The 19,998-nt window shown below is 67.7% G+C and carries 21 protein-coding genes; 13 read left to right on the forward strand and 8 right to left on the reverse strand.

Annotated elements, in window-relative coordinates; all coding sequences use genetic code 11:
* Positions 1 to 36: 36 nt before the first annotated feature.
* Genes AC3A4E_RS05565 through AC3A4E_RS05575 form a run of 3 tightly spaced genes read right to left on the reverse strand, consistent with a single transcriptional unit; the run spans position 37 to position 1,468 of the window.
* Complete coding sequence (locus AC3A4E_RS05565) at positions 37 to 486, reverse strand: DUF3106 domain-containing protein (RefSeq protein WP_487630542.1); 450 nt, start codon at positions 484 to 486, stop codon at positions 37 to 39.
* On the reverse strand, positions 483 to 860 hold the full coding sequence (locus tag AC3A4E_RS05570; RefSeq protein WP_487630543.1) for a hypothetical protein: 378 nt from the start codon (positions 858 to 860) through the stop codon (positions 483 to 485). Before AC3A4E_RS05570 ends, AC3A4E_RS05565 begins: the two co-directional genes overlap by 4 nt.
* Positions 857 to 1,468 carry an RNA polymerase sigma factor gene (locus tag AC3A4E_RS05575; RefSeq protein ID WP_487630544.1) on the reverse strand — a complete coding sequence of 204 codons (612 nt, stop codon included), beginning with the start codon at positions 1,466 to 1,468 and terminating at the stop codon, positions 857 to 859. Before AC3A4E_RS05575 ends, AC3A4E_RS05570 begins: the two co-directional genes overlap by 4 nt.
* A 137-nt stretch (positions 1,469 to 1,605) precedes the next feature.
* Here AC3A4E_RS05575 and AC3A4E_RS05580 point away from each other — a divergent pair, with 137 nt between their 5' ends.
* Together AC3A4E_RS05580 and AC3A4E_RS05585 are read left to right on the forward strand one after the other, a co-directional pair.
* Complete coding sequence (locus AC3A4E_RS05580) at positions 1,606 to 1,905, forward strand: NAD(P) transhydrogenase subunit alpha part 2 (RefSeq protein ID WP_232115306.1); 300 nt, start codon at positions 1,606 to 1,608, stop codon at positions 1,903 to 1,905.
* Between the two features lie 43 nt (positions 1,906 to 1,948).
* Positions 1,949 to 3,337, forward strand: a complete 1,389-nt coding sequence (locus AC3A4E_RS05585; protein WP_232148000.1) for an NAD(P)(+) transhydrogenase (Re/Si-specific) subunit beta — start codon at positions 1,949 to 1,951, stop codon at positions 3,335 to 3,337.
* Positions 3,338 to 3,350: 13 nt separating this feature from the next.
* Here the strand turns inward: AC3A4E_RS05585 and AC3A4E_RS05590 are convergent, their stop codons facing one another.
* A complete protein-coding gene (locus AC3A4E_RS05590) occupies positions 3,351 to 3,773 on the reverse strand; it encodes a hypothetical protein (RefSeq protein WP_487630545.1) in 423 nt (140 codons plus the stop codon).
* A gap of 100 nt (positions 3,774 to 3,873) precedes the next feature.
* Between AC3A4E_RS05590 and sufT the strand changes: the two genes are divergently transcribed.
* From sufT to AC3A4E_RS05610, 4 genes are all read left to right on the forward strand, one after another.
* Positions 3,874 to 4,425: a putative Fe-S cluster assembly protein SufT gene (sufT, locus tag AC3A4E_RS05595; protein ID WP_232134431.1), complete on the forward strand. Its 552-nt coding sequence runs from the start codon at positions 3,874 to 3,876 to the stop codon at positions 4,423 to 4,425.
* A 451-nt stretch (positions 4,426 to 4,876) separates the two neighbouring features.
* On the forward strand, positions 4,877 to 6,610 hold the full coding sequence (locus AC3A4E_RS05600) for a S8 family peptidase (RefSeq protein WP_487630546.1): 1,734 nt from the start codon (positions 4,877 to 4,879) through the stop codon (positions 6,608 to 6,610).
* A 134-nt stretch (positions 6,611 to 6,744) separates the two neighbouring features.
* The gene (locus AC3A4E_RS05605; RefSeq protein ID WP_487630547.1) at positions 6,745 to 9,063 is read left to right on the forward strand and encodes a pre-peptidase C-terminal domain-containing protein; all 2,319 of its coding nucleotides are present in this window, start codon (positions 6,745 to 6,747) and stop codon (positions 9,061 to 9,063) included.
* A gap of 86 nt (positions 9,064 to 9,149) precedes the next feature.
* Positions 9,150 to 9,596, forward strand: coding sequence for a hypothetical protein (locus AC3A4E_RS05610; RefSeq protein ID WP_487630548.1), 447 nt, complete (start codon positions 9,150 to 9,152; stop codon positions 9,594 to 9,596).
* Between the two features lie 3 nt (positions 9,597 to 9,599).
* On the opposite strand, the gene AC3A4E_RS05615 is transcribed toward AC3A4E_RS05610, so the two are convergent.
* The 3 genes from AC3A4E_RS05615 to wrbA all read right to left on the reverse strand — a co-directional run bounded on the left by AC3A4E_RS05615 (position 9,600) and on the right by wrbA (position 11,110).
* Positions 9,600 to 10,088 carry an asparaginase domain-containing protein gene (locus tag AC3A4E_RS05615; protein ID WP_487630549.1) on the reverse strand — a complete coding sequence of 163 codons (489 nt, stop codon included), beginning with the start codon at positions 10,086 to 10,088 and terminating at the stop codon, positions 9,600 to 9,602.
* A 75-nt stretch (positions 10,089 to 10,163) separates the two neighbouring features.
* Positions 10,164 to 10,511, reverse strand: a complete 348-nt coding sequence (locus AC3A4E_RS05620; RefSeq protein ID WP_487630550.1) for a DUF2069 domain-containing protein — start codon at positions 10,509 to 10,511, stop codon at positions 10,164 to 10,166.
* Positions 10,512 to 10,516: 5 nt separating this feature from the next.
* The gene (gene wrbA, locus AC3A4E_RS05625; protein WP_487630551.1) at positions 10,517 to 11,110 is read right to left on the reverse strand and encodes an NAD(P)H:quinone oxidoreductase; all 594 of its coding nucleotides are present in this window, start codon (positions 11,108 to 11,110) and stop codon (positions 10,517 to 10,519) included.
* 740 nt (positions 11,111 to 11,850) lie between these two features.
* Here wrbA and AC3A4E_RS05630 point away from each other — a divergent pair.
* From AC3A4E_RS05630 to AC3A4E_RS05640, 3 genes are all read left to right on the forward strand, one after another.
* A complete protein-coding gene (locus tag AC3A4E_RS05630) occupies positions 11,851 to 14,985 on the forward strand; it encodes a TonB-dependent receptor (protein WP_487630552.1) in 3,135 nt (1,044 codons plus the stop codon).
* Between the two features lie 188 nt (positions 14,986 to 15,173).
* Complete coding sequence (locus AC3A4E_RS05635; protein WP_487630553.1) at positions 15,174 to 16,448, forward strand: YihY family inner membrane protein; 1,275 nt, start codon at positions 15,174 to 15,176, stop codon at positions 16,446 to 16,448.
* Positions 16,445 to 17,011, forward strand: a complete 567-nt coding sequence (locus AC3A4E_RS05640) for a TlpA family protein disulfide reductase (protein WP_487630554.1) — start codon at positions 16,445 to 16,447, stop codon at positions 17,009 to 17,011. Before AC3A4E_RS05635 ends, AC3A4E_RS05640 begins: the two co-directional genes overlap by 4 nt.
* A 30-nt stretch (positions 17,012 to 17,041) precedes the next feature.
* Here the strand turns inward: AC3A4E_RS05640 and AC3A4E_RS05645 are convergent, their stop codons facing one another.
* On the reverse strand, positions 17,042 to 17,854 hold the full coding sequence (locus AC3A4E_RS05645; protein ID WP_487630555.1) for a kinase: 813 nt from the start codon (positions 17,852 to 17,854) through the stop codon (positions 17,042 to 17,044).
* A 79-nt stretch (positions 17,855 to 17,933) separates the two neighbouring features.
* Between AC3A4E_RS05645 and pdxH the strand changes: the two genes are divergently transcribed.
* The 4 genes from pdxH (at position 17,934) to AC3A4E_RS05665 (ending at position 19,995) form a co-directional block, all read left to right on the forward strand.
* Complete coding sequence (gene pdxH / locus AC3A4E_RS05650; protein ID WP_487632028.1) at positions 17,934 to 18,542, forward strand: pyridoxamine 5'-phosphate oxidase; 609 nt, start codon at positions 17,934 to 17,936, stop codon at positions 18,540 to 18,542.
* A gap of 150 nt (positions 18,543 to 18,692) precedes the next feature.
* A complete protein-coding gene (locus AC3A4E_RS05655) occupies positions 18,693 to 19,310 on the forward strand; it encodes an NAD(P)-dependent oxidoreductase (protein ID WP_487630556.1) in 618 nt (205 codons plus the stop codon).
* Positions 19,310 to 19,678 (forward strand): DMT family transporter, encoded by a 369-nt coding sequence (locus tag AC3A4E_RS05660; protein WP_487630557.1) that lies wholly within the window; start codon positions 19,310 to 19,312, stop codon positions 19,676 to 19,678. The genes AC3A4E_RS05655 and AC3A4E_RS05660 overlap by 1 nt, the downstream gene beginning before the upstream one ends.
* Positions 19,675 to 19,995 carry a DMT family transporter gene (locus tag AC3A4E_RS05665; protein ID WP_487630558.1) on the forward strand — a complete coding sequence of 107 codons (321 nt, stop codon included), beginning with the start codon at positions 19,675 to 19,677 and terminating at the stop codon, positions 19,993 to 19,995. Before AC3A4E_RS05660 ends, AC3A4E_RS05665 begins: the two co-directional genes overlap by 4 nt.
* Positions 19,996 to 19,998: the final 3 nt, after the last annotated feature.

Here is a 19,998-nt window from a genome sequence, read left to right on the forward strand (position 1 = left end):
CGCGCTACCCATCCTGCGGATAACGCTCCGCCGTCATCAGGGGCCGCGCGATTCGCGACGCGGCGGTGCCGGATTTTCCGCGGCCCAGCGGCGGCGCTGTTCGGGCGTCATCTGCTTCCAGCGTTCGCGCAGGGCTTCGCGCTCGGCTTCCGGCAGCGTGCGCAGTTTGCTGTAGAGCGCGCGGGCTTCTTCGCGCTGCTCGGGCGGCAACTGTTTCCAGCTGTGCATGCCGTGACGCGCTTCGGCGCGTTCGGCCGGCGTCATCGACTGCCAGCGTCGTGCGTGCTCGAGCATGCGGCCGCGCTCCCGCGCATCGGCGCTGTTCCAGCGCTCGCGCACGGGGCCGATCAGCTGTTCGCGCTGCGCGGGGGTGAGCTGGTCCCACGCGGCGGGCGCCGTGGACTGGGCGAGCGCGGTGTCGCTGCACAGCAGCAGCAACGGCAGTGCGGCGGCGAGAAGAACGGTTCGGGTCAGTGACATGGTCATTCCACGGCAAGCAGGGTGGATTCGTTGGCGGCGAGCCAGCGATAGAAGTCGGGTGATTCGTCGTAACCGGCGAGGGCTTCATCGACGCCTTCGTCGATGTGCGCGGCCGATTCGGCCGCCGCGAGGACTGGCGTTGCCGTCGGCGCATCCGCGGCCGGCATCAGCATTCGTGCGCCGATCGCGAGCGCACAGGCTGCAGCGAATCCGGTCGCCAGCGGCATGCCCCAGCCGCGACGCGCGGGCGTAGTTCCCTGCGACGCGGCATGGCGTGCGCGGTGCAGGCGCGTGGTGGTCGCAGGCGTGATCGTGTCCTGCGCCTGGACGTAGAGCGCGCGCAGCGCGGCATCGTCCTGCGGGTCGTGAGACCGGTTCATCGGAATTCCTCCAGGTGCTTCTGCAGCGCTTCGCGGGCGCGGAACAGATGGGTTTTCACCGAGCCCTCGCCGCATCCCATGATGCGGGCGGTGGTTTCGACATCGAATTCTTCGAGCACGCGCAGCGAGAATGCTTCGCGCTGGCGCCTCGGCAGCTGCCGCAGGGCCTCGGCCAGCCGCCCCCAGGCCTCGCGCCCGTCGTGGTTGCGGGCCGGGTCCGGACCGGCGTCGGCCCAGTCGATCTCTTCGCCGTCCGGCATGCGCGCATCGCTGAGCCAGGTCAGCCGGAACGTGCGCCGACGCTGCACGTCGATGATCCGGCTGCGCAGCACCGTCCAGAACAGCAGGGTCCATTCCGACGGCGGTCGATCGCGATAGCCGAGCATCTTGATCATCGCGTCCTGGACCGCGTCCAGCGCATCGTCGCGCTGGCGGAGGCCGAGTTCGGCGAAGCGGAAGGCGCGGCGTTCGACGCTGGCGAAAAAGCCTTCCAGCGTCGTCGGCGGTACGGGGATGGCGGCGTCGGCCGCGACAGAAGTGTCGGTCACGTCGCCAAGCCTACCGTGCGCGATGTGCGCATGCGGGTCGGGAAAGTGGCTGCCATCCATCGTCGGGTCGTCGCCAGTGGCGGGGGTGTGCACAGGTCAACGCGCGTGCCGCGTCGCGGTTGACATGGGCGGTGCCGCGCGGCTGGCGCGCCGTTCAACGGCGGTTATGATGCGGACGACGGGCCCGGGGAATCGCAATGATCGATGGTGTCGTGGCGCTGTACATCTTCATGCTGGCGGCGATCGCCGGTCACGTGATCATCTCGCGGGTGCCGGTGATCCTGCACACCCCGCTGATGTCGGGTTCGAACTTCATCCACGGCATCGTGCTGATCGGCGCGATGCTGGTGCTCGGCCACGCGGACACGACGCTGGAGAAGGCGATCGGCTTCATCGCCGTGCTGATGGGCGCCGGCAACGCGGCCGGCGGCTATGTGGTGACCGAGCGGATGCTGGAGATGTTCAAGCCATCCGGCCGTCCGGGGAAGCCGGAGTGAGGGCCGCCAGCATTCCGATGGCCTCGCACGTGGGGCGCATCGCATGAGCGGCCTGCAGTGGCTCGTCGCTGCCAGCTATTTCATCGCCGCCACGCTGTTCCTGCTCGGCCTGCAGCGCATGGCCTCGCCGCGCACCGCGCGTTCGGGCATCCAGTGGGCCGGCGTCGGCATGGTGCTGGCGACGGTGGCGACGTTCTTCGTGCCGGGGCTCGCGAACATCGGTCTGATGCTGGTCGCGATCGCGCTGGGCACCGGGCTCGCCTGGGTGTCGGGCAAGAAGGTCGCGATCACCGACATGCCGCAGATGGTCGCGCTCTACAACGGCCTGGGTGGCGGTTCGGCGGCGGCGATCGGTGCGGTCGAACTGCTGCGCTGGTCGGCGGCGGGCGGCGCGCCGGCCAGGTTGTCGCTGGTGCTCGCGGTGCTGGGCGCATTGATCGGCGCGATCGCGCTGTCGGGCTCGGTGATCGCCTGGGCCAAGCTCGACGGGCGCATGGACAAGCGCTACGTGTTCCCGGGCCAGCAGCTCTTCAATCTGGCGGTGTTCGTCGGTGCGCTGATCGCCGGCGGCCTGATCGTGCACGCGCTGGGCGTGCCGGCGATCGTGGTGTTCTTCGTGCTGGCGCTCGCGCTGGGCGTACTGATGACGCTGCCGATCGGCGGCGCCGACATGCCGGTCGTGATCTCGCTCTACAACGCGCTGACCGGTCTCGCGGTCGCGTTCGAAGGCTACGTGCTGGGCAACGAGGCGCTGATCATCGCCGGCACCATGGTCGGCGCGGCCGGCATGCTGTTGACGCGGTTGATGGCCAAGGCGATGAACCGCTCGATCGCCAGCGTGCTGTTTTCCAGCTTCAGCGCCGGCGGCACCGCGGCGGCGATCGAAGGCAGCCAGAAACCGATCGAGGCCGCCGATGTCGCCGCGCAGATGGCGTATGCGGAGCGCGTGGTGATCGTGCCCGGCTATGGCATGGCCGTGGCCCAGGCGCAGCACAAGATCTGGGAGCTGAGCCAGCGGCTGATCGAACGCGGCGTCAAGGTGCGCTTCGCGATCCATCCCGTCGCCGGGCGCATGCCCGGGCACATGAACGTGCTGCTGGCCGAGGCCGGCGTGCCCTACGACCTGATCGTCGACATGGACGACGTCAATCCGGAGTTCCCGAACACCGACGTGGTGCTGGTGATCGGTGCCAACGACGTGGTGAATCCGGTTGCGAAGACCGACCCGCAGAGTCCGATCTACGGCATGCCCATCCTCGATGTGGTGCTGGCGAAGAACGTCGTGGTGATCAAGCGCGGCAAGGGCACCGGTTTCGCCGGCATCGAGAATGCGCTGTTCTACGCCGACAACACCCGCATGCTCTATGGCGATGGCGCCGAAGCCGCTGGCGCGCTGGTGGCGGAACTCAAGGCGCTCGACGGCGGCCACTGAGCCGTCGCGCGGTTCAGCGCGACGCCACCGCCGCGATCACGAGCGCGGCACCGAGCCAGGCCAGATCGACTGGAGCGTTGGCCAGAGATGCCAGCGTGTACGCATGGTGCGGGCCGAGTTTGAGCAACGACTCCCACGGCAGCATGCCCATCGGGCGGGCGAGCTGCGAAGCGACGATGCCGAAGTTCGCGATCACGATCGCCAGCGCGGTGGCCGCGGTGCCGGCGAGTGCGCGGACCAGACCGGGCCGGGCACGGGCCAGTCGCAGCAGCCAGGCTGCATCGAATGCGGCGATGACGGCCATCCAGCTCGTCTGCGCGTCGCGCGCGTCGGCCAGAAGAATCCAGGCGGCAGCGATGCCGAAACTGCCGAGCAGCAGCAGAGCAGTCGCCGTCGGCCAGCGACGGGCGCCCGCGGGGTGGTGCCTTGGCGGCATGGAAGGCTGCGTCGCGGAAACGGCCGGCCAGCATACCGGCGCGCAGCGATACAATGACAGGCCTTGTTGTGGCCGCCCCTGGCCACCATCTGATGGTCCTATGTACTCCCGCAGCAGCGAACCCGTCCGTTTCGAGCGCGATTGCGCCGCCGTCCTTGTGCCGGCCGGCGAACACGTGACCCTGCCCGCGGGCAGCGCCGGCTACATCACCCAGGCACTGGGCGGCAGCTACACGCTGTTCGTGGAGGGCAACCTGTTCCGGATCTCCGGCCGCGATGCCGATGCGATCGGCAAGGAACCGCCGGTGCCGCTGGAACTGCCCGACGGCGCCGACGATGCCGCCGTGGAGCGCATGGTCTGGAACCAGCTGCGGACCTGCTTCGACCCTGAAATTCCGATCAACGTTGTCGATCTGGGACTTATCTACGAAGCCGAGGTGCAGCCAACCGACGATGGACAGCGCCGGCTCGAGGTCAAGATGACGCTGACCGCGCCCGGTTGTGGCATGGGCGACATCCTCGTCGACGACGTGCGCAGCAAGCTGGAGCTGATTCCCACGGTCGTCGAGGCCGATGTGGAACTCGTGTTCGATCCGCCGTGGAACCGCTCGATGATGTCGGAAGCCGCGCGCCTCGAAACCGGCATGCTCTGACGGGCCGCGCGGCCCTCAACGCAGCAGCGGTCCAGCCGACCCGTCCATAAGGCGAGTGCGGGCGGCGACACCTCCGAAACCGGATCCCTGTTCCCCCTCGAGGCTCCTGCCTGCGGGTGGCTTTGCCGTGCGCGGTATTCGGATCTGATGCCCCGAACCTCCCGTCCTCCCCGACGCTGCCCCCGGAACGACATCCCTGCATTCAGTGTGCGTTCGGTACCGGAACCGCGATCGACATCGCAGTTATGGGATATCCATCGCATTTATTTACTAAAAATTAACGGTCTATTGCGTTGCGAAGGCGCTGCAGTGTCGCGTAGCGTCAGTTTGCGGCCGGTTTTGTCACGTCCGCGTTCGTTCCGGAGTCGGCGTTGCCCGAAGTTCAGGCGGCGATGCGGCTTCCGGATCTGCCGCTCACGTTGCGGCCTAGCCACGGTCTGGGGGTCATCGGATGTCGAATCACCCGCATCAAGCGCCGCGCCGTCGTCTGCTCGTCGCCGCCACCTCTCTCGCAATTGCGGCTCTGGCGCCGCTTTCGCTCAACGCCACGGACCGGCTCAACCTGGGCGGTCTGCAGTCTGGCGAGAGCCACGACCGCTTCATCGTCAAATACCGCGACGGCTCGGCCGTCCAGGCAGATCCGGCCACGATCGACACCGCGCTGCGGGCCTCCGCCAGCCGGATCGCCGTCAGCGGCGGCGGCAAGCAGCTGCGTCTCGAGCACGTCCGGCGCATGACGCTGGGTGCCGATGTCGTGCGCACCAGCCGCAAGCTCGACCGCGCCGACGCCGAATCGCTGATGCGGCAGATCGCCGCCGATCCGAACGTCGAATTCGTCGAGGTCGACAAGCTCAACCAGGTGTTCTGGACGCCGAACGATCCGCGCTTCAGCAGCCAGTACGGCTTCGGCACCGGCGCCGGCGGTATCCGCGCGACGACCGCCTGGGACACCACGAAGGGTGCGGGCGCGGTTGTCGCCGTGCTCGATACCGGCATCACCAGTCACAGCGATCTCAACGCGAACATCCTCCCCGGCTACGACTTCATCATCGATGCCGCGGTGTCGGGTGACGGCGGCGGGCGCGACGCGGATCCCAGCGATCCGGGCGACTTCTACAACGGTCGCGCGTCGAGCTGGCACGGCACCCACGTCGCCGGCACGGTCGCGGCGGTCACCAACAACGGCATCGGCGTTGCCGGTACCGCGCCCGAGTCGAAGGTCGTGCCGGTGCGCGTGCTCGGTCGCGGCGGCGGCTACGACTCCGACATCGCCGATGCGGTGATCTGGGCGTCGGGCGGCACCGTCAGCGGCGTGCCCGCGAACGCCAATCCGGCCGAGGTCATCAACCTCAGCCTCGGCGGTGCCGGCACCTGCGGCAATGCGATGCAGAGCGCCATCAACGGTGCGGTCAACCGGGGCACCACGCTGGTCATCGCCGCGGGCAACAGCAACGCCAACGTGTCGGGCTTCTCGCCGGCCAACTGCAGTAACGTGATCTCGGTCGCGTCGAACACCAGCACCGGTGCGCGTTCGAGCTTCTCCAACTACGGCGCCGGCATCACGATCTCGGCGCCGGGTTCGGGCATTGTCTCCACGCTCAACAGCGGGCAGACCACGCCCGGCAGCGAGAGCTACGCGTCCTACGACGGCACTTCGATGGCGGCGCCACATGTGGCCGGCGTCGTCGCGTTGATCCAGTCGGTCTCCAATCCGGCCAGGACCCCGGCGCAGATCAAGACCCTGCTGACCAGCACCGCGCGTGCGTTCCCGTCGACGCCGTCCCAGCCTATCGGCGCGGGCATCGTCGATGCCGCGGCGGCCGTCGCGGCTGCGACCGGCGGCACGGTCCCGAATCCCGATCCGGGCCCGGGCACCGGCGGTCTGCAGAACGGCGTGCCGGTCACCGGTGTGTCGGGTGCGGCCAACAGCACGCGGACGTGGACGTTCACCGTGCCGTCGGGTGCCCGCAACCTGGTCATCGCGATCTCGGGTGGCAGTGGCGATGCCGATCTGTACGTGCGTCGGGGCAGCGCGCCGACCACGTCGACCTACGACTGCCGGCCGTACCGCACCGGCAACAACGAAAGCTGCGCGTTCGCAACGCCACAGGCGGGCACGTACCACGTGCTGGTCCGCGGCTACACATCGTTCTCCGGGGTCACGCTGCGCGCCAGCCACAACTGAAGGCGGGTTCGGGGAGTTCCGGGGGAGGAAGGGCAGGCAGCGGACGTCGTGATCGTGATGTCTGCCGCCGGCGGAGCATGCCGCACGCGGTGTGCTCCGTTTTTATCTGTCACCACTGAGGGGTAGAGAACAGGATGAAGACTCTTATCGCATGCATCACCGCCGGCACGTTGTCGGTCGGCGCTGCCGCGGCGGCGACGCGCGACGCGCGACCGGCTGCGTTCGACAACCGGTTGCCGGCCGAACAGACGATCGAACTCAAGCGCATGCCGGCCGTCGACGCCGCGCGCCTGCGGGCCGAAGACGCGCGCCAGGATCGCGCGCTGGGCCAGCGCCCCGTCCGCTTCGCGACGCCGCACGCCGTCAATCTGACGCCGAACAACGCGGGTGACTGGGACGAGATCGCTGGCGGCGATCTGGTCTGGCGCCTGCGCGTCGAGTCGAAGGATGCGTTGTCGCTGAACTTCGGTTTTTCCGATTTCCATCTGCCCGAAGGCGCGCGGCTGCTGATCTATCCCGAAGGCTTGGACCGGAACGCGAATCCCGAAGCGATCCGTACGTTCACCGCTGCCGACAACAAGGCCAGCGGCAGCCTGTGGACGCCGCTGGTGCCGGGCGACAACGCAGTGATCGAGGTCGTCGTGCCCAAGGCGCGTGTCGGCGAGCTCAAGCTGCGCCTGACCAGCGTCAATCACGATTACGTCGGCTTCGGACGCCTCGCACGCGAGGGCGCATTGGCCGAGACCAAAGGCGTGTCGGGCAGCTGCAACGTCGACGTGGTGTGTCCGGATGGCGACGAGTTCCGCGACGAGATCCCGTCGGTCGGCGCCTACTCGCGCTTCGGCACGTTCTATTGCAGCGGTTCGCTGCTCAACAACACGTCCGGCGACCAGAAGATGTATTTCCTGACCGCCCATCACTGCGGCATGGGCACGCCCGATGCCGCTGCCAGCATCGTCGTCTACTGGAACTATCAGAACTCGACCTGCCGCACCCCGGGCAGCCCCGAGAGCGGCGCCAACGGCGACGGCAGTCTGTTGCAGAACCAGACCGGCGCCGTGGTCCGTGCGACCAGCGCGGCCTCGGACTTCACCCTGCTCGAGTTCGACGACGCGGCAGACCCCACGTTCAACCTGAGCTGGTCGGGCTGGGACCGTCGCGACATTGCGCCGTCGGGCGCCACGGGTATCCACCACCCGCGTGTGGCCGAGAAGCGCATCACGCACTCCGACAATCCGCTGCGTATCGAAGGCTACAGCGGCGCCAGCGGCACCTCGCATCTGTGGGTGCAATGGAACCAGCGGGGCACCACCGAGGGCGGTTCGTCCGGCTCGCCGATCTACAGCCCCGAAGGGCGCGTGGTCGGCCAGCTGCACGGCGGCCGGGCTACCTGCACCACGACCGGTTCGAACCACGTCGACTGGTACGGCCGTCTGTTCACCTCCTGGACCGGTGGCGGTACTGCGGCAACGCGTCTGAGTGACTGGCTGGATACGGCCGGGACCGGCGCCCAGTTCGTCGACACCATCGGTGCCGATGGCGGTGGTGTCCCGGGCGCACCGGATGCGGGCTTCGACTTCACGGTCGACAACGCGACCCTGACCGTGAGCTTCACCGACACGTCCAGCGACGACGGCGAGATCGTCAGCCGCGCCTGGGCCTTCGGCGACGGCACCACGTCGACCGCCGCCAATCCGGTCAAGACCTATGACGAGGCCGGTGTCTACTCGGTCGCGTTGACGGTCACCGACGACGAGGGCAATACCCACACCCGCACGCAGCAGGTGGAAGTGGGCGACCTCGGCCCGGATGCGACCGAACTGACCAACCGCACGCCGGTGACGGGGCTGTCGGGCGCGGCCGGTACCGAACTGCTCTACAGCATCACGGTGCCGGAAGGCGTCAGCGGACCGCTGTCGATCTCCACCTCGGGTGGCAGCGGCAACGTCACGCTGTACGTCAGCCGCGACGAGGAGCCGCAGGCCGATGCCTACGACTACATCTCGCAGCGTCCGGGCAACAGCGAGGCGGTGCGCATCGCCAATGCCGAAGCCGGCACGTACTACGTGAAGGTGGTCGGCGTGACCGCGTTCGCCAACGTCAGCGTGCAGGCGCGCTACGCCCCGCCGGGCGGCGGTGGCGGCGATGGTGGCCTGCAGAACGGCGTGCCGGTAACCGGGGTCGGCGGTGCGACGGGCAGCCAGCAGTTCTGGACGGTCCAGGTGCCGGCCGGTACCAGCACCCTGACGGTTGCGCTGAGTGGCGGTACGGGCGATGCGGATCTCTACGTCCGGGCCGGCGCCCAGCCGACGACCACCGTCTACGATTGCCGTCCGTACCTGCTCGGCAACAACGAGACCTGCACCATCAGCAACCCGCAGGCGGGCACCTACCACGTGCTGGTCGACGCCTACACGACCTTCAGCGGAGCGTCGCTGGTCGCGACCTGGTAACCGCACGAGGCGTTCACCCCGGGCACGCCCGGGGTGGAGGCATCATCACGGGGTCGCACACAGATGCGTGCCCCGCGGAGACCGCCATGTACCGACCTCATCATTTCGCGCGGCGCTTCGGCGCCGCGTTCTTCTTTCCGGCCGTGCTGCTGTCGGGGTGCGCGATGGGCGGCGATCCGCCCGCCACCACGTCCAGCGAGGTCAGCGCCATGCAGCAGCGTTTCATCGTCCGCTACACACCCGGCAGTGCGCCGGAACGCGATCCCGCGCTCGTCGCCGAGCGCATTTCCGAGAGTGCCCGCGGCGCGGGTCTGGTCGATGCCAGGGGCATGCCGGGCAAGGTGACCTGGCTGCGCCGGCTGGCCGTCGGCGCCGATGTCGTGTCGATCGATCCCGAACTCGATGCCGCGCAGGCGCAGCGGCTGCTCGAGGCGCTCAACGCCGAATCCGATGTCCAGTACGCCGAGCCCGATGGCCGCATGACCATCGGTCCGGGGCCGGAAACGCGGATGCGCGGCCCCGCGGTCGACTGAGGCTCAGCCCAGCGGTTCGAAGCGGTTGGCTTCGACGTTCTTGCGGACCTTCAGCGGGTCCCAGATGCGTCCATTCATGGCGACATAGACGCCCGGCGGCTTCGACTGCACGGCGCCGACGGCGGTGCCGATGTTGAACTCCGCGTCCGAGCCACGGAACCGCGCCGGGCTCAGCGCGCCGGTCAGGATGATGGTCTTGTCGGCGATCGAGGACAGCACCTTGGCGGTCTCGACCATCGAATCGGTGCCGTGGGTCAGCAGCACGTGCTTCGCCGGCTGCGCGGCGATCGTTGCGCGGATCAGCTCGCGGTCGTCATCGGTGATGTGCAGCGAGTCCTTGCGGATGATCGGAATCACCCGGAACCGGAACGCGACGCCGAGTTCCTCGAGCATGCGTCCGATCTGCGGATCGCCGACCTGGAAATCCGACTTGTCGTCGAAGTAGATCTTGTCGATCGTGCCACCGGTGGTGACGATCAGCAGTTCGTCCATCGTGATGCGGTCCTGCAGGGCAGCGAATCGGGCCGCCCATGATACCGGCGCGCGCGGCATCCGCCGCCAGCGCGTTCAGTCCCTGGGCGCACGACCCTTCGAAAAACGCGCCCGCATGCCGGGCAGGCTGGCCGAGAACACGACCGCCAGCGACAGCGCGATGCCGGCCCACGGCCACAGGCCGAGCTCGGGGTGCGACCAGGCGTACATCACCCCGTGCGAGAACCAGAACAGCGCGGCGATGCCCGACCACAGCGGCGCACTCGGCCGGCGCAGCAGCACACCGGCGAACAGCAGCAGCGGCGGCAGTACGAACACCAGCAGGGCCGCACCGAAGTGCGCATCGTTGCGGTGCCACGCCGCGTACAGCAGCGCGATCAGCAGCAGGGACGTCGCCAGCACGCGCGTGGACGGGGGCCGCATTCCACTCACGCGCCGAGCTTCGCGGCGAGCGTGGCGATGCGCCGGCCGAGCGCACGCGCGAGCACGGCCTCGTCATCGGTCGGCTGCGGATCGTCCTGCTGCCCGGCGACATGGCTGGCGCCATATGGCGTGCCGCCGCCGCGCGTGGTCGTCAGTGCCGGCTCGGTATACGGAATGCCGGCGATCACGCAGCCGTGGTGCAGCAGCGGCACCAGCATCGTCAGCAGCGTTGCTTCCTGGCCGCCGTGCTGCGTGGCGGTCGAAGTGAACACACCGGCCGGCTTGCCCACCAGCGTGCCGCTGGCCCATTCGGCGCCGAGGCCGTCGAGGAAATGCTTCAGGGGCGCAGCCATGTTGCCGAAGCGTGTCGGACTGCCGAGCAGGAGGCCCGTGCACTCGGCAAGGTCTTCGCGCTCCACGTACGGCGCACCGTCCTCGGGCACCGGCGGCGCCGCCTCGCGGGTGACGGCCGCGACCGGCGGCACCGTACGCAACCGCGCCTGCATGCCCTCGACCTCACCGATCCCGCGCGCGATCTGCCGCGCGAGCCGGGCGACGGAGCCGTTGCGGCTGTAGTAGAGAACCAGAATGTCGGGCATGGGATCGCCTGTATGCGAGAGGGAGCTGCGGGCCATCGAAGCCAGGTTGCCGCGCGATGGAACTGACGCGTCTGGCGGCGCTTGCGCTGCATTCGCTGCGACGACAACCGTGAGCAGGCCATGGTACCGAAGCGGAGGCTGCTCGAAGTCCCGCGCCGGCGGGCGAAGTGTCGGCGGATGCGCCTGCGACACCGGCATCGATGGATGTGAAGTCCGCTGCGGGCGCTGCAGTGTAGGGAAGCCATCTGTCCAAGCCGCATGGTGCACGTGCCTCTGCTGATCCACGGCAATTGCGGTCCCGATCCCGCCAATGTCTTGGGCTTGGATACGCCCCGTCGTCGCGGGTGAACGCTGGGCGAATCGAACACATGTGTTCTGCCTGCCTGGAGACGCAATGCGTCGCGAGGTGCCATTGCATGTTTCCGTGCCGCTCGATGCGCGGCAAGGGCGGCGTCCGCCCCCGGTGACTTGCGCAATTGTCAGAAAACACTTGGATCAAGTGGGAGAACGACCCGATACGCACCGGTCCGATAATTTTATGAACAAGAATATATTCAATAAAAACAGTTGCTTGAGTTTAAATCATGAACGGTTCATGCATCAGTATTCAGCTCGTAATCTTTTAGGGGTTGTTTTTTCAGAAACCTGTTGATTGTTAAGAGGAGGTTATCCGATAGTCGCGACGCCGCCGCTCCGCGCGGTTCCGTTCGGGTTTCAACCTTCTCTTGGGGAGAACAGCAATGTCGAAGCATCGTGGTGCCATGCGGTTCCGATATTCCGCTTTGGCGCTGGCTTTGGGCCTGGGTCTTGCAACGAGCGTCGTCTCTGCGCAAAGCACGACGGGCAGCATCTACGGCAACGTGGGGACCGGGGGCGGCGACGTCGTTCTCGAGAATCTGGATACCGGCGCACGCCTGACGCTGCGGCCGGATGCGAGCGGTCGCTATACCGCCAATGCGTTGCCCACAGGCCGCTATCGCGTGACGCTGCAGCGGGACGGGGCAATCCTGTCCCAGCGCGACGGCGTGCAGGTGCTCGTTGGACGCGGCACGGAAGTCGGATTCGTTGCAGGCGCCGGCGGGACCGAAGCCACCAACATGGCCGCAGTGACCGTGACCGGCCAGTTGCACCAGATCGACGTGTCGCAGATCGAATCGCGAACCGTGATCACCAAGGATGAGCTCGACCGGCTGCCGATCGCGCGCAATCTGGGTCAGATCTCGCTGCTGGCGCCTGGCGTGGTGAGCGGCGACTCCCGCTACTCGAGCAACGGGGCGGCCCTGCCGAGCTTCGCCGGTTCTTCGCAGTCCGAGAACGCGTATTACATCAACGGCTTTTCCGTCATCAATCCTCTGACCAATATCGGCTACACGCAGCTGCCGTTCAACGCGATCAGCCAGGTCCAGATCTCCACCGGCGGCTACGGTGTCGAGTACGGCCGCGCGACCGGCGGCGTGGTGAACGTGATCACCGCCCGCGGCACGAACGACTTCGAAGCGGGCGGCCAGGTCATCTGGCGTCCGGAAAGCCTGATGGCCGCGCCCCGCAACATCTACTACGGGCCCAACGAACGGAACCTCGGCGCATTCGGTGATGCCGGGCGCATCTACCAGTACCGCAACCAGAATACGTTCGGCCGCAAGACCTATTCGGCGTACGTGGGCGGGCCGATCATTCCCGATCGTCTGTTCTTCTACGCTGCAGGCGAATTCGTCGATCAGGAAGGGCAGGGCACCCGCATCGTCGCGAACTCGAATGCGACGGTGAACGGCACCGCGCTGCAGACCGGCTGGAACGAGAACCAGACCGACATTCCCCGCTGGCTCGGCAAGATCGACTGGCAGATCAACGACGATCACCGCGTCGAGCTGACCGGTTTCATGGACCGGAACAAGGTCGAGGACGCGTACTTCGGCTTCGATTACCGCAACGAGGCATATACGCATGACTTCGTGCAGCGCGGTGGGCTGTTCACCGACGACAAGAACACCACCTACGTCGCGAACTACACCGGTTACTTCACCGACGATCTGACCATCACCGCGATGTATGGCGAGGCGAAGTACGAGCACATCAGCCTGCCGTTCAACTACGACGCGTCGTGCCCGCGGACTTCGGTGACCTCAGCGCCGCCGGGTCTGACGATCCCGAACTGCCAGAACGCCACGGCCGCGCTCCTGATCCCGGACGCCAACGACAAGACCACCGGCTACCGCTTCGACATCGAGTACCGGCTGGGATCGCACACGCTGCGTGCGGGTTACGACTACCAGGACGTGAAGTCGTTGACCGGCACCAGCCTGCCGGGCGGCGCGACGTTCAACTATCTGCGTGCGACCAACCCGAACGAGGCCATCCTGCCGTCCGCCGGTATCGGTTCGCCCGCGTCGGGCGGCGGTTTCGGCACGCAGGGTTACTACGTGCAGCGTCTGGTCAACGGCGGTCGTTCGAGCATCGAGGTCGAGCAGAAGGCGCAGTACATCAAGGACCTGTGGCAGGTGACCGACAACGTGCTCGTCGAGATCGGCGTGCGCAACGAGCAGTTCGCCAATTTCAACAGCGCCGGACAGGCCTTCGCGGAAAAGAACCGCCAGATCGCGCCCCGCTTCGGCGCGACCTGGGACGTCAACGGCGATGCGAGCCTCAAGCTCTTCGCCTATGCCGGTCGCTACCACCTGGCAATGCCGCCGAACGTCGCGTATCGCGGTGCCGACGGCATCGTCAACACGCAGGAGTTCTTCACCTACACCGGCGTCGACCCGGTGACCGGCGTGCCGACCGGTGCGACCTCGCTGGGCCCTGTCTACTCGGCGAACAACGAGTTCGGTCTTCCGAAGGATCCGCGGACGGTGGCAGCGGATGACCTGCGCTCGCACTACCAGGATTCGTTCGCACTGGGCATGGAGCAGCGGCTGGGCGTCTACAACGTGGGCGCGAAGCTGAGCTACTCGACGCTGCGCAGCGCGATCGACGACTTCTGTGATTACCGTCCGTTCGAGGCCTGGGGCGCACGCAATGGCTACAGCGAGGACGACGCCGAGTACTTCGCCAACACCTTCAGCTGCGCACTGTTCAATCCTGGCGAGAGCAACGCCTTCTATCAGGATTACGACGGCGACGGCACGCTCGAGTACATCTCGCTGAGTTCGGCTGACCTGGGTTACCCCAAGCTCAAGCGCAAGTACTACGCGCTCGACCTGTTCGCCGAGCGCCCGTTCGACGGCGTGTGGTACGGCAAGCTCGACTACACGTTCTCGCGCAACTACGGCAATGCGGAAGGACAGCTGCTGTCCGACCTCGGCCAGGCGGACGTGTCGCAGACGCAGAACTTCGACTTCCCCGAACTGATGCGCGATGCGAGCGGCCTGCTGCCCAACCACCGCAAGCATCAGATCAAGGCGCTGGGCATGTACCAGTTCGCGCCCGAGTGGATCGTCAGCATGCGCGGCATCTATGCCAGCGGGCGGCCGCGCAACTGTCTGGGAGGCTACGACTATCCAGACCGCGCGACCAATCCGTCGGTGGGCTACGGTTCGAGCTTCTTCATCTGCGACGGGCGGCCCGTGCCGCGCGGCACCTTCGGCAACCTGCCGGCGGTGTATTCGCTCGACCTGGGCCTGCGCTACGCACCGAAGGCGGTCGAAGGTCTGCAGTTCGCGGTCGATGTCTACAACGTGGCCAACCGCCAGTCGGCGACCGGCATCTGGGAGCGTCGCAACCAGGGCACGTCGGTGACGACCGTGTCCCCGGACTGGGGCCGCGTGATCAACTACACGGCACCGCGGTCGATCGAGTTCACGCTTCGCTACGACTGGGGTCGCGGTCGTAGCGGGTCGAGCAGCACGCCGTCGGGGGGCGCACGCCCGAACAGCTGACGATCTGCAGGGCCGCCCGCAGCTGCGGGCGGCCCACCGTTGCGAGGGTCCGCGCCGTCGTAATGGCGCAGCGGGCCTGCAGTGCGTCGCGCGATGACAGGTGTTCTGCAAGCGCCGCCGATGCGCCATCGAGCGGGGCAGCCGCTGCCCATGCATCCCTGCACAATCGGCTTTGCTACGCTTCGCCGATGGAGCCACTCGCCACTTTCAACCGCTGGACCGAACGGATGGCGGACCGCGCGCGCGCGCTGAGTTTTTCGCGCTTCCTGTGGCGTCGCTTCATCGACGACCGTCTGTTCGAAGCTGCGGGCGCGCTCGCGTTCACCACCGTGTTCGCGCTGGTGCCGCTGTCGATGGTGGTGTTCGGCGTGCTGTCGGTGTTTCCGGCGTTCGGGCAATGGCGCGACCGGCTCAGCGACTACATCTTCTCCAATTTCGTGCCCGACTCGGCGCGCGCGGTGGAGCAGGTGCTTCTGCAGCTGTCCACCAACACCGGCCAGCTGACGACGATCGGCGTGATCGCGCTGGTGATCTCGGTGCTGGTCACGTTGCTCAGCGTGGAGACCACGTTCAACCGCATCTGGCGGGTCAAGTCGGCGCGGCCTACCTTCGGCCGGTTCCTCGTGTACTGGACCGTGCTGACGCTCGGCGCGCTGGTCGCCACCGCCAGTCTGGCGGTGTCCGCACGGTTCTTCGCGCTGGAGATCTTCAGTACCGATTCGGGACGTCTGCTGCGTGGACTGATGCTGTGGGCGGCGCCGATGCTGATCGAGATCGCGGCGTTCACGACGATCTTCCGCGTGGTGCCGCACCGCACGGTGCAGTGGCGCCATGCGCTGGCCGGCGCGTCGCTGGCGGCGCTGCTGTCGGAAATCGTGAAGTGGGCGATCGGCCTGTATCTGGGCAGCTTCGATGCCTACGAGAAGATCTACGGGCAGATCGCATTCCTGCCGATCTTCCTGTTGTGGGTCTATCTGAGCTGGGTCGCGATCCTGCTCGGTGCATCGTTCGCGTCGTCCATCTCCGCCTTCCGCTACCAGCCCGCGCATATGCGTCTGCCGCGTGGCTACGAGCTGTACGGGCTGCTGCGCATGCTCGGCCGGTTCGCCCATGCACGCCGTGAGGGGCGCGGGCTGCACAGCGACGAGATCCAGTCGCTGGAACCCATGCTCACCGACACGCTGGTGCAGCAGATGCTGGCGCAGCTGGAGGAGATCGCGTTGCTGCGCCGCGCCGAGACCGGCGAGTGGTTGCTGGCCCGCGATCTCGGCGACCTCACCGTGGGCGATCTCTATGAAGCCTGCGAGTTGCGCATTCCGGTCGCCGAGGCCCGCCTGCCGTGTCGTGACGATGCGCTGGGCGTGGCCGCCGGCGCCGCACTCGACCACCTGCGCATTCCGTTGCGCGACCTGCTCAAGCGGCCGGTCGCCAGCCTCTACGATTCCATGGAGACCGCTGCATGACCCGTTTCATTCCCTGCGTCGCACTCGCCCTGATGCTGGCCGCCTGTTCGCCGGACGGGCCGGCGCCCGCGACCCCGGGCACACCCGATGCAGCGACACCGGACAGTCCGGGCGATGTGCCGGCCGCCCAGGCGACCTCGAAAACGCATCCGACGCTGCAGGTCGAGACCCTCGACGGCGACACCTTCGATCTGGCCGCGCATCGCGGGCAGTGGGTGGTGGTGAATTTCTGGGCGACCTGGTGCGCCCCGTGCCTGAAGGAAATGCCCGAACTCTCCGCGCTCGACGCGATGCGCGAGCATGTGCAGGTCGTCGGCCTGGCCTACGAGGAGATCGAGGCGGACGACATGCGCGCGTTCCTGCAGAAGCACCCGGTGGTCTATCCGATCGCGATCATCGACACCTTCGACCCGCCCGCCGATTTCGACACGCCGCCCGGCCTGCCGATGACCTATCTGATCGGCCCGGAGGGACAGGTGGTCGAGAAGATCCTGGGGCCGGTGACGGCCGAACGGCTGGAAGCGCTGATCACCGCAGCAGGCGGACCCGCGCCGCAGGCGTAGGCGACGCTGCCCGGCATGTGTCTGTCGGGCTCAGGGAGCCGGCAACAGCCGGCGTTGTGTGTCGAGGCTGACCATCAGGTCTGTGCGCGCTGGAAGCGTGCGCAGCGCATGCCGGCTGACCCGCTCGTAGTGCTGCACGAAGCGTGCGATCCGGGCGCGGTCCATGCCGCTGCGTCCGGGATTGGCCGCCTGCAGCGCCTGCTCCTGCTGCCAGCGCCACTCCGGCACGATGTCGAACCCGGGCGGTTGCAGGAACAGCAGGCGATCGATGCCGGCCCAGAGCGGTGGATAGTCGCGTGCGAGCGCGTCGTTGCACCAGCCGCGCCAGATGCCCTCGACATCCTCGTCACGTTCAAGCGCGTTGATGGGCGCCACCAGCGCCGCGTCGTCCTCGGCGGTCGCGCCGACGCACCAGCCTTCGAAGACGAGCAGGTCGAGGTCGTGGACCTCCGGCCATGCGCTGGCCGGCAGACGACGATCGTCCAGCTTGTCGAAGCGCGGCAGACGGACCGGGGTGCCTGCCCGGACCGCGTCGAATACCGACAGGCCGAGCGCGACCTCGTGGGTGCCCGGCGGACCGCGCGTGGCCAGCAACGGATGGACATCCTCCGCAAGGGCCGCGCGGACGTCGCGATCGAAATAGAGATCATCGAGCGACAGCACCGCGCCCCGCAGGCCACGCGCCCCGGCTGCGGTGATGACCTGCGCTGCGAGCGTGGATTTGCCGGTGCCCTGCAGACCGCTGATGCCGAGCACGCGCGGCGGTTCGCCCGGGCGCAGACCCTCGAGCAGTCGGTCGACGAGTGGGGCCGGCCAGGGGCCGTGAGTCGGGGATGCGGACATGCGCGCCACGATAGCCGGTCCCGGCGCGCGTGCTGCGGCGCGGTTCGACAACGTCGCGGCCTGCGGCGATCATCGAGACATGAGCAACGCGACCACGACCCTGCTGTCCGAAGCCCTCGAGACCTTCGCCACCCTGTTCGACGAGGCGGAGGCCGCCGGCGAACCCGATCGCACCGCGATGACCGTCGCCACCGCGGCGCTGGACGGGCGGCCGTCCGCGCGCACCGTGCTGCTGAAGGCCTGGGACGAGCGCGGTTTCGTGTTCTACACGCACCTCGATGGCCGCAAGGGCCGCGAGCTGCAGGAGAACCCGCACGGCGCGCTGCTGTTCCACTGGCCGCGGGTGCGCAACGGCGTGCAGGTGCGGATCGAAGGGCCGGTGGTGATCGTGTCCGACGACGAGGCCGATGCGTACTTCGCGTCGCGTCCGCGTGGCAGTCAACTGGGCGCGTGGGCATCGAAGCAGTCCGAGGAACTCGCGACGCGCGAGACGTTCGAGACGCGCCTGTCCGATCTCGAACGCGAGTTCGAAGGTCGCGATGTGCCGCGTCCGCAACGCTGGTCGGGTCTGCGTGTGCGGGCGGACCGTATCGAGTTCTGGTACGGCGCGCAGTACCGGCTGCACGAGCGCTGGCTCTACGAGTGCGATGTGACCGGCGACTGCCGCAAGCGGATGCTGTATCCCTGACGCAGTGCGTGACCGCGAACCGATCGGTCGAAGGCGGTCTCGCAGTCCCGGTCGCGCGTGTTTGCCGGAACAGTGGGTTGCGATGCCGTCGCCCCGCACCTCTCGGCGGGGGCCTAGCATGGCGCCTCCCCACACCGCAGGTGCAGTCCCATGCAGCGCATCGCCCTTCTCGGCATCACCGGACGCGCGGGCTCGCGTATCGCCAGCGAACTGCTGGCACGCGGCCATCGCGTTACCGGCATCGCCCGCAATACGTCCGACACCCAGGCCCAGGCCGGGCTGATCCTGCAATCGGCCGACGCCTCGCGCGCCGATGCCATCGCGCCGCTGCTGCAGGGCCATGACGTGGTCGTCAGCGCGACGCGCTTCGATGGCGGCCCGACCGCCGACGTGCTGCTCGATGCCGCGCGCCAGGCGGGCGTGCGTCGCCTCCTGGTCGTCGGCGGCGCCGGCAGTCTTGAAGTCGCGCCGGGCGTGGCGCTGATCGACACGCCGGAATTCCCGGAGATCTACAAGGCCGAAGCCGGGGCTGGCCGCACGTTCCTCGACAGCCTGCGCGGTGTCGATGACGTCGACTGGACCTTCGTTTCGCCCGGTGCAGTGTTCGAGCCCGGCACGCGCACCGGCGCATTCCGCACCGGCGGCGATGCCCTGCTGGTCGGCGCGGACGGCAACAGCGCGGTCTCGATGGAGGACTACGCGATCGCCTTCGCCGACGAGATCGAGCATCCCGCCCACGTGCGCCAGCGTTTCAGCGTGGCTTACTGATGGCTGCTGCCGGACGCGGCACCGGTCGCTACTGGGCGCTGGTGTTCGCCGGCGGCCTGATCGAAACGGTCTGGGTGGTCGGGCTCAAGGCCGCGACCACACCGCTGGGCTGGGCGCTGACGATCGGCGCGATCGCGGTGAACTTCGCATTGCTGATGCGCGCGATCCGCTTCCTGCCGGTCGGCTCGGTCTATGCCGTGTTCTGCGGGCTCGGTGCAGCCGCGTCGGTGATCGCCGAGACCGTGTGGTTCGGTGAGCCGGTGCAGCCGGCGAAGATCGCGCTGATCGCATTGCTGATCATCGGCGTTGCAGGCCTGAAGCTGGTGACACCGCTGGCGCCGGCGCCCGACGTGGAGACAACGCCATGACCGGCTGGCTGTTTGTGTTCGCGGCCGGTCTGGCGGAAGTGGCCGGCGTGGTCGCGATGAACGCGATCAAGCAGCGGCCGAGTGCACTGGCCTATGCACGACTGGTCCTGTGTTTCGGCGTGAGCTTCGGCCTGCTGTCGCTGGGGCTGAAGAGCGGCATGTCGATCGCGATCGCCTATGCGGTCTGGGTCGGCATCGGCACCGTGGGCGCGGTGGTCGTCGGCATCCTGCGCTACGGCGAATCGGCGCGGCCGCTGCGGCTGTTCTTCGTCGCGCTGGTGCTGGCCGCGGTAGTCGGACTCAAGCTGATCGGCTGAGCC

The sequence above is a fragment of the Luteimonas sp. Soil_N_1 genome, from assembly GCF_057656255.1.